Origin of the sequence: Streptomyces sp. NBC_00510 (genome assembly GCA_036013505.1) — a bacterium.
GTDB lineage: Bacteria > Actinomycetota > Actinomycetes > Streptomycetales > Streptomycetaceae > Actinacidiphila.
In genome coordinates, this window is record CP107851.1 from 2363561 (window position 1) to 2377986 (window position 14426).

The 14426-nt window shown below is 66.4% G+C and carries 10 protein-coding genes and 2 pseudogenes; 7 read left to right on the forward strand and 5 right to left on the reverse strand.

Annotated features, from left to right (window positions below; genetic code table 11):
• Positions 1-53: 53 nt before the first annotated feature.
• On the reverse strand, positions 54-704 hold the full coding sequence (locus OG937_10430) for a reverse transcriptase domain-containing protein (protein ID WUD78697.1): 651 nt from the start codon (positions 702-704) through the stop codon (positions 54-56).
• Entirely contained in the window at positions 640-1434 is a 795-nt protein-coding gene (locus OG937_10435) for a reverse transcriptase domain-containing protein (protein WUD72079.1), read from the reverse strand. The genes OG937_10430 and OG937_10435 overlap by 65 nt, the downstream gene beginning before the upstream one ends.
• Positions 1435-2029: 595 nt before the next feature.
• Here OG937_10435 and OG937_10440 point away from each other — a divergent pair.
• Positions 2030-2128 (forward strand): annotated as a pseudogene (locus OG937_10440) (IS5/IS1182 family transposase).
• A gap of 68 nt (positions 2129-2196) precedes the next feature.
• On the opposite strand, the gene OG937_10445 reads toward OG937_10440, so the two are convergent.
• From OG937_10445 to OG937_10455, 3 genes are read right to left on the reverse strand one after another with little or no spacing between them, the layout of a single operon-like run.
• Positions 2197-3294 carry a DNA helicase gene (locus tag OG937_10445; protein WUD72080.1) on the reverse strand — a complete coding sequence of 366 codons (1098 nt, stop codon included), beginning with the start codon at positions 3292-3294 and terminating at the stop codon, positions 2197-2199.
• Positions 3294-5288, reverse strand: coding sequence for a DUF1998 domain-containing protein (locus OG937_10450; protein WUD72081.1), 1995 nt, complete (start codon positions 5286-5288; stop codon positions 3294-3296). The genes OG937_10445 and OG937_10450 overlap by 1 nt, the downstream gene beginning before the upstream one ends.
• Positions 5216-8374, reverse strand: a complete 3159-nt coding sequence (locus OG937_10455; protein ID WUD72082.1) for a helicase-related protein — start codon at positions 8372-8374, stop codon at positions 5216-5218. Before OG937_10455 ends, OG937_10450 begins: the two co-directional genes overlap by 73 nt.
• Before the next feature lie 208 nt (positions 8375-8582).
• Between OG937_10455 and OG937_10460 the strand changes: the two genes are divergently transcribed.
• The 6 genes and pseudogenes from OG937_10460 (at position 8583) to OG937_10485 (ending at position 14196) form a co-directional block, all read left to right on the forward strand.
• Positions 8583-10133 (forward strand): sigma-70 family RNA polymerase sigma factor, encoded by a 1551-nt coding sequence (locus tag OG937_10460; protein WUD72083.1) that lies wholly within the window; start codon positions 8583-8585, stop codon positions 10131-10133.
• A 153-nt stretch (positions 10134-10286) separates the two neighbouring features.
• Positions 10287-10790 (forward strand): DUF4365 domain-containing protein, encoded by a 504-nt coding sequence (locus OG937_10465; GenBank protein WUD72084.1) that lies wholly within the window; start codon positions 10287-10289, stop codon positions 10788-10790.
• Positions 10787-11959 (forward strand): hypothetical protein, encoded by a 1173-nt coding sequence (locus tag OG937_10470; GenBank protein ID WUD72085.1) that lies wholly within the window; start codon positions 10787-10789, stop codon positions 11957-11959. The genes OG937_10465 and OG937_10470 overlap by 4 nt, the downstream gene beginning before the upstream one ends.
• Before the next feature lie 378 nt (positions 11960-12337).
• Positions 12338-13590 (forward strand): annotated as a pseudogene (locus OG937_10475) (IS256 family transposase).
• 12 nt (positions 13591-13602) lie between these two features.
• Complete coding sequence (locus OG937_10480) at positions 13603-13932, forward strand: hypothetical protein (GenBank protein ID WUD72086.1); 330 nt, start codon at positions 13603-13605, stop codon at positions 13930-13932.
• A 120-nt stretch (positions 13933-14052) separates the two neighbouring features.
• Complete coding sequence (locus OG937_10485; protein ID WUD79093.1) at positions 14053-14196, forward strand: hypothetical protein; 144 nt, start codon at positions 14053-14055, stop codon at positions 14194-14196.
• Positions 14197-14426: the final 230 nt, after the last annotated feature.

The following is a 14426-nucleotide window of genomic DNA, read 5'->3' on the forward strand; positions in this document are numbered from 1 at the left end:
CGTTTCCAGCCCCCGCCGCATCGAAGCGTGCATGCGGTTCTCCCGCACACGGCTCACCGACGCCGTTCACCAACGGCATTCGGGCTGCCCCGCCAGTCCCGGAAAGGCCTGGGTGCAACAACAGTCCCGTGCAAGGAGATCAGACCCAGGAAACCCTGAGCGGCGAAGGCAACCACCGCCCACCCAAACTTCCTGGTGCGCCGGTGCTTCTTGGCGAGGAATCCGCCGATCCGCATCCGCGCGTACGATCCGATCTGGTCGAAACGGTGAGCCGAGTTCCCGAACCGGAAATACGCCGCCCACCCGCGAAGGAACGCGTTCACGTCCTCCACGATCACCTTGACCGGCAGCAGCAGTCTGCGCCGTTCCGTGAATTCACGGATCCGGTCGCGGTCATGCTGCATTGCCTTGCTCGCAGGCCAGCGGGCGAGGAAGGTAACCGGGCGCTTCCCGTCGCGGGACCGGGATGCCACCAACCGGTGGTGGAAACCGAGGAAGTCCACTCCCCCGCCTCCCACCTCCAGGTGGACGATCCTGGTTTTAGCCGCCTTCGGTTCCAGACCGAGTTCGGCCAGCAGGCACCTCAACCGCTCCAGGGCGGCTTCGGCCTGCTCGCGGGTCGCGCACATCACCAGCGCGTCATCGGCATAGCGCACCAGCACCCCGTGCTGCCGCGTCTCCCAAGCCCGGTCGACCCGGTGCAGGAAGACATTGGCCAGCAGCGGGGGATACCACCCCGCCCTGCGGAGTACCGGTGACCGGCCGGCGGACCTGACCGTCCTCCATGACTCCAGCCCGCAGCATCGCGCGCAAGAGCTTCAGGACAGACTGGTCACAGACGCGTTCCTCGACCGCCTGCATCAACTTCTCGTGGTCAATCGACTCAAAGCAGTTGGCGATGTCGGTCTCAACGACCCATCGCCGTCCCCGCCAGGACTCATCGATCAAGACCTGGAGGGCATCGTGTGCACCGCGCCTGGGCCTGAACCCGAAGGAACACGGCAGCATGTCGGCTTCGAAGACCGGCTCGAGCACGATCTTCAGGGCTGCCTGCACGATGCGGTCGCGGACTGCGGGAATCGACAGGGGCCTTTGCTCCGCCGTGCCGGGCTTGGGAATGAACACCCGGCGAGCGGCAAGCGGCCGCCATCTGCCGTCCTTCAACTCCGCGGCCAGTTCGTCGAGGAACCGGGTGACCCCGTATTCCTCGACCTGCTCAAGGTCGACCGCGTCAATGCCCGGAGCGCCGTTGTTACGACGCACCGTCGACCACGCACGCGCCAGGACATCCCTGCGGTGGACCTTGTCCCCCAGCGCGTGGAACCGCCGTCCGGGATCGGCCTTGGCCGCCCGGTAGAGCGCATGCTGCAGGGCACGGACCGGATCCGAGGGAGAACGTCCCCCGACGGCGGGACTAGCCACGCGGGCACTCACCGGGCCCCTCCACTTCAGCAGTACGCATCGACGAAGCAGCGGCCCTTCCCTCACCGGCGGTTGTGTTGTCCGTCCGGCTCAAGCAGTACTACGGCCGCCTCCGACGCCCGCCCGGCCCGCTTCCCCTTCCGGGGTTCACCCGGTTATAGGTCGCGATGCTTCCGACAGCACTCTTGCCGCAGGCTGCCGGGCCGGGGAGGGCCTCCCCAGTTCCCGCCGTCACCGTCGAAACGTTCCGTGCCCCATACGCCGGGGAGTCCTTCGCGGCAGCCATCCAGGTTCTTCACCGCTTCCATGGCCTTCGCCCTGATTTCGGGGGCTCGGCTCTCCCTTTCCCCGCCCTCACGGAGGCCTCTAACGACGCCGCAGGCTTCGCGTGATGCTACGGACCGCTTCTTTGCTCCCCCTTCACAGGGCTTTCGACGCTGGACTTCGACGCCGGGCGTTTCCCCCCGACGCCGCCAGCCTGCTACCGGGCCTCCTGGCAGCTACCCGGACCGGACTCACACCGGCAGGTGACGACGAGCTTATGAACCAGCGATCAACCACCTACATGGCCAACCTCCAAGTCCTGCTGGGCGTACGCAAGATCGAGGTTAAAGGCTGGCGACTACTCAGAAATCTCCGCTGTAGCACCAACCGCATCACCAACATGGTGAAGGCCGTCCTCGTCCTTCACCACGCATTAAGCTGAGGTTGGAAAAGGCTCATTGAGGAGTTCGATATTCTCAGGAGATAGTCCCGGATTTACAATGTCAGCATTTACATCATGGAGCGTCGCAGCATGCGCGCAGGGACATCCGCTAGGATCGGTGGCTCTCGGTCCCCGGAATAGCAGAAGTAGAGTTCCTGCCGGGCTCGGGTGGTCATGACGTAGTAGCGCATCCGTAATTCGGCTGCCGTCGGATCACCGCTGTCGATATGGGTGTCCGGTACAATCACCGTGTCGAATTCCAGGCCCTTCACGCTGGCACGGTTGATTATGCTGATACCCTTTTTTCCGGGGGTCAGTGTCCGGTAGGGGCCTTCGGGTGCGTTGCCGATGTACATCTGCGCTTGCAGGTCGTGCGGGGGACGGCTGACCTCGGCGAAGAGTTCTGTTTGCGCGCGTGTGTGCCGCAGGATCACACCAATGCTGCGCCGGGGGTAGGCCGTCGCGTAGGCGGACAGCCAACCTGCGAGCGGCTGCCTTCCGCCTGTGTGTCGTAGCAACTGCGGCACGGGGCCGTCGCGGTCTGGCAGCAGCGGTGGATCACCGTCGACGTGGAAGTGCCCGGCTAGTACGGCGACCGGCCGGCTGTTGCGCTGATTCACGGTGATCTCGTGACGGGTGGTGATGCTGCCCATCGCTTTTTCAATCTCCGCCAGTGTGGACTGGGTGTCCGTGATGCGCTGCTGCTCGTCCGCGAATACCGTCATGCGGATCCCGAGCACGCGGCAGAGTTGGAAGAACTGCTGCGGCAGGTCCTGCCCTTCGTCGACCACCAGTTGTTCCAGTTGGCCCAGTCCGACGCTCATGGCTGCACTCATCAGTTCTAGCCAGTCGAAGAGGCCGTCCTCTGTCCGGCCAGGCGCCGTGCCGGTCGCCCGTTGGTACCAATTGATCACCCAGCGGTGGAATGTCAGTACCGGGACCGATGAACCCACCGCCACTGCGTCTGCCGCAAGCTGCTGGCGTAGCAGGTTGGATCTCGCCAGCAGCGCGGTGGAATGTCCCATGAGGTCCAGCAGTGCTGCCCGGTGTATGGCCAGCACGCTCTTCCCGGTGCCGGGTTGGCCGCTTACCAGGTGGTTGCTATCCGGTGCTAGAGATTCGAGCAGATCCTGCTGCGCGGGGGCCAGGTCGAGGAACCTAAGCATCACCTGAATCCGCCCTCGCTGATGCGGTATTCGCCCGAGGCGTTCACGGCTTCCTCTTGGGCGGCTGCGACGACGGGTTCGAAGAAACCGGGGACACCGGCTCCGCCGACCACGAGCATCCGGTCGAGGAGCGCGTTGCCGGTCTCGCAGCTGGTCTCGGGCAGCAGAGCACAGGCGTGGCAGGCGGCGCGGTTGAGGTTGGCGTACCCCTGGCCGGTGTGTTCGGCGCACAGCGGGTCGGCTGAGCACCAGGCGGCCTGTTCGAGCAGACGCACCAAGGTTTCGGCAAGGAAGCCGGGTTCGCCCTGGCGGACGAGTCCTCCCATGGTGCCGTCGGTGTCTCCGGAGGCGGTGTAGATCAGCACCCCGCACTGGGCCTGGTTGGCGTCCTCATGGTGGCGTGGGCGGGCGTACACGCGTTCGCGCAGCGATGCGGTGCTGTATCCGGATTCGTAGGCGAGTTGTCGGATCAGCAGATGCGCGACGGTGTGCAGCAGGGGGTAGCGAGGGAGCAGGGCGGGACCGGTGATGGAGGCCAGGCGGTCCTTCTGGAAGGATCTTTCCAGGTCGCTGGCAAGGCCGGTGACCCGGTCGAGGACCTGCTTCTTTTGCTCCCATTGGGTGAGTAGTTCCTCGTCAAGGGTGAGGAAGATTCCTTCTCCGAATACTTCGATGGCCGGCAGCCAGCGGGCGCGCCGGGAGGTGTCGACGGGGACGAATTTCTGCTCGGGCGAGACGCGGGTGAAGCCTTGCAGGGCGCGCACTTCGCGTAGCCGGTCGGCGACGACGACGGTGGGGATGCGCGCCGCGAGTTGGGTCCAGGGGGCTCCGGCGGTCGGTCCGATTCCGAGTCCCACCGGTCGGATGACGAATTCCCGGGAGCGTTCGGGGGCGGGGGCGGTGAGGGCTGCCCATTCCTCCCAGCTGAGGTCGGGGTAGACCGGTGCGTCGCCGACCGGGCTGACCGGCCCGGTGCCTGCCGGATTGGGTGCGGGGTCGCCGAGGCGGCGGCCGGTCTCTTCCTCCAGCAGTGCCTGCATGAGCGCTTCGTCGGCTCCGGCCGCCTCTGCGATCATGTCGCGCAGAGCAGGTGCGCTCGGGCTGTCCAGCTGCTGGCACAGAGTCGGCCAGAATTCGTGGTTGCGGACCCGGTCGGCTTCCTCGCTTTCCAGCAGGATGGGGGCCTGGGGAGTGGGGATGTCGAGAGCCGAGTGCATCACGGGGTAGTACACATTGCCGGCGGTGCGCTGGACGATCTGGACTTGTTCACGGCAGTCGACGCGCTCGTTGAACCGCTGCCAGGGGTTACGCCCTCCGCAGCGCAGGCCCTTGGAGCCGAGGATGTCGAGCAGGTCCCGGGAGGCGCCCTCGCACTCCTTGTTTCGGCAGCTGATCGAAAGGGCTTCGAGACCGGTTGTGCTCTCCTCCACGTGAAAGGTGAGCTGTTCCCGGTCCGGACAGCGGTCGCGCTCGGCCGGGGTGCGTTCGGAGTGGGCCCAGTACCACCAGTCGACGTCGCCGAGGTGTCCGTCCGGACAGATCGAGACGAAGCGCATCGGGGCAAGTTTGCGCTGCGGTGAGCAGAAGGGGCATACGGGAGGGTGTCCGAAGCGTTCGTTGGCGATGCGCCATCGGGTCATGCGCCGACAGGATCCGCAGAACAGCCAGCCGGGGAAGCGGACATACGCGGGTCCATGCGCATTCGGGACGTCGTAGTCGGCTACGGGGGCAGGGGGAGCGGCCCACAGCCCGGTCGCACGGAGCTTGCTTTCCAACCGCGGTGAGGAGATCTGCTGCCGGTGTTTGGGGCGGGGCCAGTCCGCGATTCCGGCGGCGACGAAGGACTCTCCTTGGAGGTCGAGGATGGCTCCGACGCCGAAGGGCAGGACGGTCTGCGATTGCCGGACGCGGAGTTTGCGGTTCATTCGCCGGCTCCCTTCACGATCACCTGGCACTCCTGGTCGACGCTGCGCATGGAATGCGGTGTTGCCCACAGTCCGTCAGTGCGGCCGAAGTTGCCCAGGAGGTTTGTCTGCCCCTTGCCGACGTTGCGGTAGTAGTAGTTCTTGCCATTGTCTTTGGCGTGCTGGGCATGCTCGCGCCATTGCCTGCGCAGGGCGGTGAGGTCGCGTTCGGCTGCGTCTGCCGAGGCGGGGTCGCAGCGTGCCACCCAGTCGGCGATCTTGGCGGCGGCATCGGCCAGCTCGGTGGGGTGGTCAAGGATCGCCCCCGCCTGGTTTTCGGCAGCGAGGCCGATCCCGTGGCGGACGAGGACCACCAGGGCCGCGTGCAAGGCGCGGCGGCGTGAGGGGATCGACCAGGGGGTGACGCTGGTGGGTTCCACATGCTGGTAGAGGGCCTGGTGGTAGGTGTCGAAGGTTTCGTAGTGGGAGCGGTCTCGGGGGCGGGTGGAGTTCAGGAAGGTCACCACCAGCCCGGGGATGTTGTGCCGGCCGACCCGGCTGGTGGCCTGGATGTACTCGGCGGTGGCCTTGGGCTGGCCGAGCATCAGCATGAGGGCCAGGCGTTTCACGTCGACCCCGACGGAGAGCATGTTGGTGCAGACGAGGAAGGACACGCTACGCTCGTGGTCCCAGGGGCGCTCCAGGTCGTCGAGCAGCTTGGGTTGGTCTGAGCGGGCGAGGTTGCTGGTGAGTTCCTGAACCTCGCGCTCGGTGAGTTCCCGGTGGCTTCCTGGTTCGCCCATACCGGCGAGCTGGGCGGGGATGTCGTCGGCGGCGGCGGTTTTGGTCCGGCCCAGTTCGCGCAGGCTGTGGTGGTAGGCGACCAGCGTCCAGTAGTCGTCCCGGTGTTCTTGCGGCAGTTCGAGAGGGCCTTGCAGCAGGGCTGCCGCGGTGGCCACGGTGGCGCGGCCGGCGGTGTGGCCCTGTGCCATGACGCCCACGTAGCGACGGCCAGGGCTGTCGGTGTCCGGCTCCGCGAAGTACGAGAAGCGGGCGTCGAGTCCCGCAGGCGGGAACAGCTGAACGTCGCGGCCATAGGTCTGGCGCACTTGCTCGCTGGCGCGGCGGATCGTGGCGGTGGACGCGATGACCTTCGGTCCGGGGCCTTCTCCCCATGCGCACAGCTGGAGCACCGCGGCCTCGTACAGGCCCACCGTGGTACCCAGCGGGCCGGTCAGCAGGTGCAGCTCGTCCTGGATCACCAGGGAGGGGCGGCGGTGCCCCTGGTTCCCGAACAGGCTCCTGGCTTCGGGGACCCAGGCCAGACGGGCGAATTTATCGACGGTACCCAGCAGGAACGTCGGGGGGTGGTCGTAGATGTGTTGGTCGACGACGGACACCGGCAGCACATGGTGGAACCGGCAGTTATCACGGGGGCAGAAGAACTTGAAGGAATCCTCTTTGGCCTGTACGCCGTAGTCCTCGATCTGGGGGGACTTCGAGGCTGGCAGCAGCCGCGTGCCGCACCAGGGGCAGCGGTCGAGGATGAACACGTCCTCGGGGCGCTGAGCGGCGCGTTGGTCTTCGAACGCCCGCCGGGCTTCCTCGTAGGTGTTGGGGGATGTGGTCATGCCCACCCACAGGCCGATGGAGAAGGGCTCCCGGCCCAGCAGGGGCTCCGGTGCCTTGGACGCTTCTTCCGGGGTGAGCCCGACGGGGTCCCGCAGGTACTCCAGGGCGCACACGGTGGTGGCCGCGCGCTGGAACTGCTGGGTGGTCAGCAGGCTCAGCGTGTAGCGGCTGATCACGGTGGTCCCGCCACCCGCCCTGCCGTACCGCAGTCGACGCAGCAGCATCTCGAAGCTGGCGAGCAGCAGGTACGCCTCCGTCTTGCCACCACCAGCGGGGAACCAGATCAGGTCCACTACCTCACGGTCGGGGTGCGTCTCGTCGATAAGCCCCTGGGCCGCGAGCAGGAAGAACCCCAGCTGGAAGGGATACCAGGCCGCGTCCGCAGCAGGTTCCGGGTCCTTCGGGACGGCATCGGTGCGCCGGCGGCGCTCGCCAGCGAGGTCCTTCTTCATATGCCGCATCTGCAGGGCCATGGCTCGATTGGCCAGCCGGAACGCTTGCAGCTCCGTGCTGTTGTCGTCCCGGCAGAGTGCGTCAATCCCTGCTTCTATGCGTTCCACGGCGATGCGGATGCGCTCCAGGATCCGATGGGCAGCCGCCTGGCCCACAGGAGGGACATCGATTTCGCATTGCCGTTCGCACCAGTCTCGGTAGCCACGGGTGAAATCACGCAGCTCCGCGCGCAGCTCGGCGGCGGATACGGCAGGGTCGCCGAGGTGCGCGAGCGTGAGGACCGGGGAGTCGGAGGCGCCTGCGGCCTGTACGCCTGGTACTTCCGCCTCCGGCATGACCTGGGTACGCACCTTGGCGATCGTCCCGTTAGCTTTATCCTCCTCCACGGCACAGCCGTGGCCCACCGCGTGGGTCACCACGTGGCGGTACTGCAGTCGCAGTTCCTGCTCCTCAAGGTCCCGGCTGGTGAGTCGGACGCTGGGGTAGGGAAGAAAGGTGCCGCCGACGGGCTCGACCTCCAGTGACACCTGGAAGAGCATGTCGTCCCACTGCGGCTGGGGGCGCTTTCCTGGGACCGGCTCAGGAGCGAAGGCGCTGTTCACCAGGGCGACGGTGACAAGATTGCCATTGCCGAAGGGCCGCCAGCGCAGCCGGACCTCTGCCCGGCCGCCGAACACCTTGACGTCGGTCTGCCCGATCTTGACGGGAACCGATACGGCCAGCAAGGGTTCCCGCCGCCAGTGCCGAGGTCCCTGGCCTCGGACTGTGATGTACCGGGCGGCTTGGCAGACCAGGATCAGTTCCTCGGCGTCGGTGAAGACCGAGAGGCCCAGGGAGGATGGCAGCCAGGCGTTGGACTCTGGCACCGGGTCGTCGGCGAACCGGGTTTCCTCCGTCTCGCTCTCCGCGCGGAGCGGATCGGGCTCCTCGTGGGTTTCGGCCAGCCGCCGTTGCAGATCGCTGTCCTGCGGGTACAGCGTGCCCATCAGATACCGGCGGTCAGGAGGTGCGGTGATCTCCTCCGTCTCACCGTTCGCAGGTCCGACCAGCTGCCGTCGCAGATAATCGATAAGGTCCCTACGCGCGTCCATGCATCCCTCCCCGCGTGTGCCGCAGCGTGTCCCCCGGGCCAGAGGGGCGAGGCACTTCCTGCGGGCAATCGTGATCGTAGCAACGCACGTCCCAGGGACTGTCAAAGACAGCGATTCTGCACGAACGGGGCTCTTGTCAGTGCCGCGTGGCACAGTCTCTTTCATGTCAACTGCTGCTCCCGGCATAACAGGCAACCGAGCACCCGGCATGCGCGAGACCATGAGCCAGCTGCTGCAGCGATTCCAGTCCTCGGCCGTCGACGGGAAGGTGCCGTGGGCCGAGTACGAAGCAGCTACCTCACAGCTGGGGCTCGACGAGGCGGCACGACAGCGCTTCAGCGCGGCGCTTGGGCAGTTGGGTCTGCAGGTCTCCCCTGCTCCGCGGCCCGCACCAGCACTGGTGCCGCATGCCCGCTCCGACGCCGAGACGACGGACGGCCCGCATCGGGCCGGCCGTGCAGAGCGCGTGATGGGGCTCGTGCAGCGGTGCTCGGCAGACGGCAGAGTCACCGAAGAGCAGCTGCGCCGCCTCGCTGTCCTCTGCGGTCTCACGGAGGGAGAGGCGAAGGAGCTCCCGGCTGTCGTTCGTCGAGCGGGCATCGCCATCGTGCAATCGGACGAGCATGACCCGGCTCCTACTGATCAGAATGCTGATGCCATCCCGCCGAGGCCGGACAGCTCCTTGACCCGTGCAATGTCCTGGACCGAGTCGGACCTTGATGGGGCCATTGCCGCCGCGCACCGCCTTCTTGACGAAGACACCCGCAACCCGCGTCCGCAGAAGCGGCTGCTGCGCGCGGAAGAGGAAGTCGGGCTGAGCGTCCTGCTGCGCGGCGGCGTGGACCAGATGGATATCGAACCGGAGGATGAGCTGTTCGCGCAGCTCCCGACCCATCACATCCGCCGCCGTGCCAGGGATGCGTTCGTGCTCCACAATCAGGGGCTCGTCCGTGACATGGTCAAGAAATACTTGGACCAGGGCCTGGAGCAGGACGATCTTGAGCAGCACGGGTTCGCCAAGCTGATGCACGCCGCGTGCAAGTTCGATGCCAGGAAAGGCTTCAAGTTCTCCACCTACGCGACCCACTGGGTGCAACAAGCGCTCCAGCGCGCCATCGCGGACGAAGGCGCCGTGATCCGTATCCCAGTTCACATGCACCAGACCGTACGGAAGGTTGCCGCTGCAGAGTCACGCTTCCGTACAGAAGGCCGCGCAACCACAGCTGCCGCGATCGCCATCGCGTGCGGCCTTGAAGTCACCGACGTCGACAAAGTACGCAAAATCAGCCGGGTCACGGACTCCCTCGACCGCGTCATCGGGGACGGCACCCATCTCGGCGAACTCCTCGGCGTCTCCCGGCCCGCCCCAGGACCGGAAGACGTGCTCCGTCACAAGATGTCGCGCGAATGCGTCGATCAGCTTCTCGCACGCCGGACGGAGCGCGAGGCGGACATCGTCCGGCGCCGCCTGGGCCTCATCGACGATGAAGTCCAGACCCTGGAAGACATCGGCAAGGAGTACGGGGTAACCCGCGAACGAATCCGGCAGCTTGAAGCCCGTGCGTTCAAACGGCTACGGGAAGAGCTGGCGCCGCCACCTTCGCCAGAACCTCCAGCGACACCTGCGCCCGCCACCGAGACCGAGCCCGCTGGGGCGGACTCGTCGCTCCCTGCGCCGGGTGATGATCAGCGCGAAGACAAGCCGTCGGTGCCTACTGCTCCCAAGCCATATGTGCAACCCTCGCTGTTCACCGAGTAAACCGCCCGACAGCAGGCCCTTCCTAAGCGCCGTTGCCGGTTGACTTCCACCGTTCCACGGGGCGCGCCGCGCTGGACTCGATACCCTGACCGATCGGAGTTCATCACAGCATTCCGGGGCCGGTACCGCCCGGGTCGCTCTGCGGACGGGGATATGGAACACAACAACCACCAGGGGTGGTTCGGGGAAGCCTTCGTCGGCGTCCTGGCCGCCGCTGCTGGTCTGCAGCACGCGAAGCCCCAGCCCGATCTCGGGATCGACCTGGAGGTGCGACGCGACGACCCCGACCCATCCATCGACGCTCGGATCGATCTCCAAATTAAGACCCAACGGGTCCCGGATCCCTCCAGCTTGGGCGAGGGCATCACGGTGCGGCTCGAGGCGCACCAGTACCGCCGACTCATCGGGATACGCCAGGTGCCGGCCTTCCTCATCGCCGTCGTGGTCCCGCAAAAGCCCGCTTACTACACCAATGCCTCTGAACAGTCACTCCAGTTGAAACACAGCGCCTACTGGGTCTCACTCGCGCACGACCCCTACCCGCTGGACGGAAATCAACAGCGCGTCAGCGTGACAGTCCCCAGCAAGAACCTGCTCACCACCACAGCCATCCACGAACTCCTCGATAACGGCGCCCCCTCTGGAGCTGCTCTGTGACCGGCTTCCCCGTCGCAGAAGACGATCTGCGCGCGCTGACTCCACGGGACGCCGCCCGCTACCTGCGCACGCACGGCTGGGTCGAGGGCGAACGTGTCCGCTACAGCATGCGGTGGCGCCTACGGCTTGGTGATCGGGAACACACCGTGCTGCTCCCGGCTATGACCGCGCTGACCGACTACCCCAACCGCATGGCCGATCTTCTGCAGGAACTTGCCCAGGTGGAAGGCCGAACTGTCGTGTCTGTCCACGCCGACATGGTGCTCACTGACGTGGACACCCAAGAGATCAGGACACGGCCGAACACCCCCAGCGGCACCATTCCGCTCCTGGAGGGCGCGGCCGTCGTTACCAGGGTCAAAGATCTGCTGCTGAGCGCCGCCACCGCCGAGGTACTCGACGAACCGAGACTGGTCCTCCCTCGCAACAAGCCCAGGCGGGCCAAAGAGTTCCTCAACCAAGCGCTGCTGGGCACCACCAAGCCAGGCAGCTATATCTTCAGCGTCCAGATTCCGGTCGAGGCTCATCCGGGAAGTCCGACGAACACAGTTGTCCCCCGCCGCACCGCCACCGCCGAGCTTCCCTTCGGCCGCAGAGTCTCCCAGCGCCTCTATGAGGCGGTTCACGCCGCACGCAAGGCGGCCGTGCTCAGCACCGAATCCGGCGACCTGGCGGTCTTTGCCGAACAGGCTCGACTGGGTGTGTCGGCAGACCTCTGCGAATCATTGGCCGGACTTGCCGGAGACGCCGGCAATGGGTTCGCCATCACTTTCGGCTGGTCCCCCCGGTGGAGCGTCCCGCATACCTACACCCAGCCGAGGGCCGATTTCTCCGCAGAGTTGCTGCCCTCGTTGTCCGGCGCGGCGGAGATGCTCAGAAGCGATGACCCAACGCCTGAGTCGTATCCACAGGCATTGGTCCTCGGTCCCTCATTGTCCCTCGCCCGTGTTGGCACCGACGGCGGACACATCCTCGTGGCCGCTGGGCCGGGCACCAATGAGGAACTTCAGGGACGGCAGATCCGCGTACGGCTGACCGGAGAGCAGTACGACCAGGCCGCCCACGCGCACGCCCAGCACCACGACCTGATCTGCCAAGGCACAGTGGTCCGGCAAGGGCGGATGTACGAGATGGCTCACCCCACCCGTTTCGTCGTGAGTTCTACGTGATGATCACCCTGCTGGTTGATCTCCACCATGTACTCCTGAAAGTTCATGGCGAGGAGACGCCACGGATCGAGGTCTCTTGGCTAAGTGCGCCAATTTCGATTTGTCGTGGGAGCCACGGACAGGGCGAGAGATCAGGCGAGGATCACGTTGAGGAGGAGGGAACTGGCTGTCGTGGCTGTACGACAGGTGGCAGTGTCATCGACGTGCAGGCCGTACATGACGTCCAGGAGACTGCCACCTGAGCAGCTCGATTCGGAGCAATGCTCAAGACCTGTGGATCAGCCCTGGGAGGGACGCGGAGGGCGTACCTTCCCGAATGATCCTGTGATGGTCACCGAGTAGGCCCGCGTTCGCAGCGCGGGTCGGGAAGGCACGCCCGTGCTCAGCGTAGTCACCGAGGATGGCGCCACCCAGTCCGGCTCCCTGATCGACGAGATCGTTCGCGAGGGCGCCCGCCGCATGCTTGCCGCGGCGCTGGAAGCGGAAGTCAACCAGTAAATAGCCGAGTTGGCGCCGAGACAGACGCAACCGGCCGCCGCCTGGTGGTGCGCAACGGCCACCACCGGCCCCGGACTCTGCTCACCGCGGCCGGACCGGTTGAGGTGAAGGCCCCGCGGGTCAACGACCGACGCGTCGACGAGCAGACCGGCGAACGCAGGCGGTTCTCCTCCAAGATCCTTCCGCCGTGGTGCCGCAAGTCGCCGAAAATCTCCGAGGTGCTCCCGCTGCTCTACCTGCACGGTCTGTCGTCAGGGGATTTCCTCCCGGCCCTGGAGCAGTTCCTTGGCAGCGCGGCCGGCCTGTCGTCGGCGACCGTGACCCGGCTGACCAAACAGTGGAGCGACGACCACGCCGCATTCCAGCAGCGTGACCTGTCCGACCGCGACTACGTCTACGTATGGGCCGACGGAGTGCACCCCAAGGTCCGGCTCGGCCAGGCGCACTCGTGCGTGCTGGTCCTGCTCGGCGTCCGCTTGGACGGTACGAAGGAGCTGGTCGCACTGGCCGAGGGGCTGCGAGAGTCCACGGATTCGTGGGCCGACCTGCTGCGCGACTGCCGCCGACGAGGCATGCGCGACCCCGAGCTGGTGATCGGGGACGGCGCGATGGGCTTGTGGAGGGCGTTGGCCGAGGTATTCCCCGCTGCCCGGCACCAGCGGCGCTGGGTCCATAAGGCCCGAAATATCACGAGTGCTCTGCCGAAGTCTGCGCAGCCGGGTGCGACGAAGGCGATGCAGGAGATCTACAACGCCGAGGACCGCGCCCACGCCGAGAAGGCGATCGAGGCCTTCGAGAAGGCTTACGGCGCGAAATGGCCCAAGGCCGTCGCGAAGATCACCGACGACCGGGACGAGCTGCTGGCGTTCTACGACTTCCCAGCCGAGCACTGGATCCACCTCCGGACCACAAATCCCATCGAGTCGACGTTCTCCACGGTCAAGCTCCGCACCAAGGTCACCCGCGGGGCCGGCAGCCCAGCTGCGGCCCTGGCGATGGTGTTCAAACTCGTCGAGTCCGCCCAGGCGCGATGGCGCGCGATCACCGGAGCCCATCTGGTCCCGCTCGTCCGAGCCGGAGCCCGCTTCGAGAACGGCCTGCTGGTCGAACGCGCCGAGAACCACGCGGCCTGAGAGAATGCCGAGATGCCCGACTTCGACACCACCTACGGCACGAGCTCCTACACGGCCAGGGAGTTGTCAGGCCTGCTCGCTGACCGACTCGCCGCGACCTTCACCGAACGCGAGAGCGACTACCTCGGCGTCTACTTCCTCGCCACCCTCGCCGACACGACCCGTCTCCAGGTCCAGCCGAACGCCATTCCCGGGGACGACGGGGCAGACGATCTCTACGCGGACGAATACCCCGACGCGTCCGTACTCCTGCTCGTCACATCGTCGGCCGCCGACGAGGCCCTCAGCGACGAACTCTCGGCGATCGAAGGACTCACCCAACTCCGATCACCCCGAAGCTGAGCAACCGCTGATCCACAGGTATTGACGATTGCTCCGAACCCGCCGATCGGGAGCACGCCACTGCCGTTTCACATCGCGCGCAGCCGACGCAGTGGCCGGGCCCGTGCGAACGGGCTCCAGTTGACCGGCGAGGGCGGGGTGCTGCAGCAGCTGACGAAGCGCGTGCTGGAGTCCACCTTGGAGGGCGAGATCACCGAACACCTCGGCTACGAGAAGCACGACCCGGCCGGCGCCGGTAGCGGGATGACCCGCCCCACATCCTGACGGCTTCATAGCCGGCACCAGCCTGCCTCTCGACGACCCAGCGTCACCCTGACAAGCCGAGGTCAGGAACGACGCAGTGTTCGGCGACAGCGCCGACTTCGACGGTACTCAGACCTTCGGGCCCGCAGGCGCCCGTGACGTTCTGAGGGGAGGCAACGGCGCCGGCGTGCTCAGGGCAGTTCCGGCCGGCGACGTTCTCGACGGCGGCCCCGGCTCCCCGGGCGACTGCG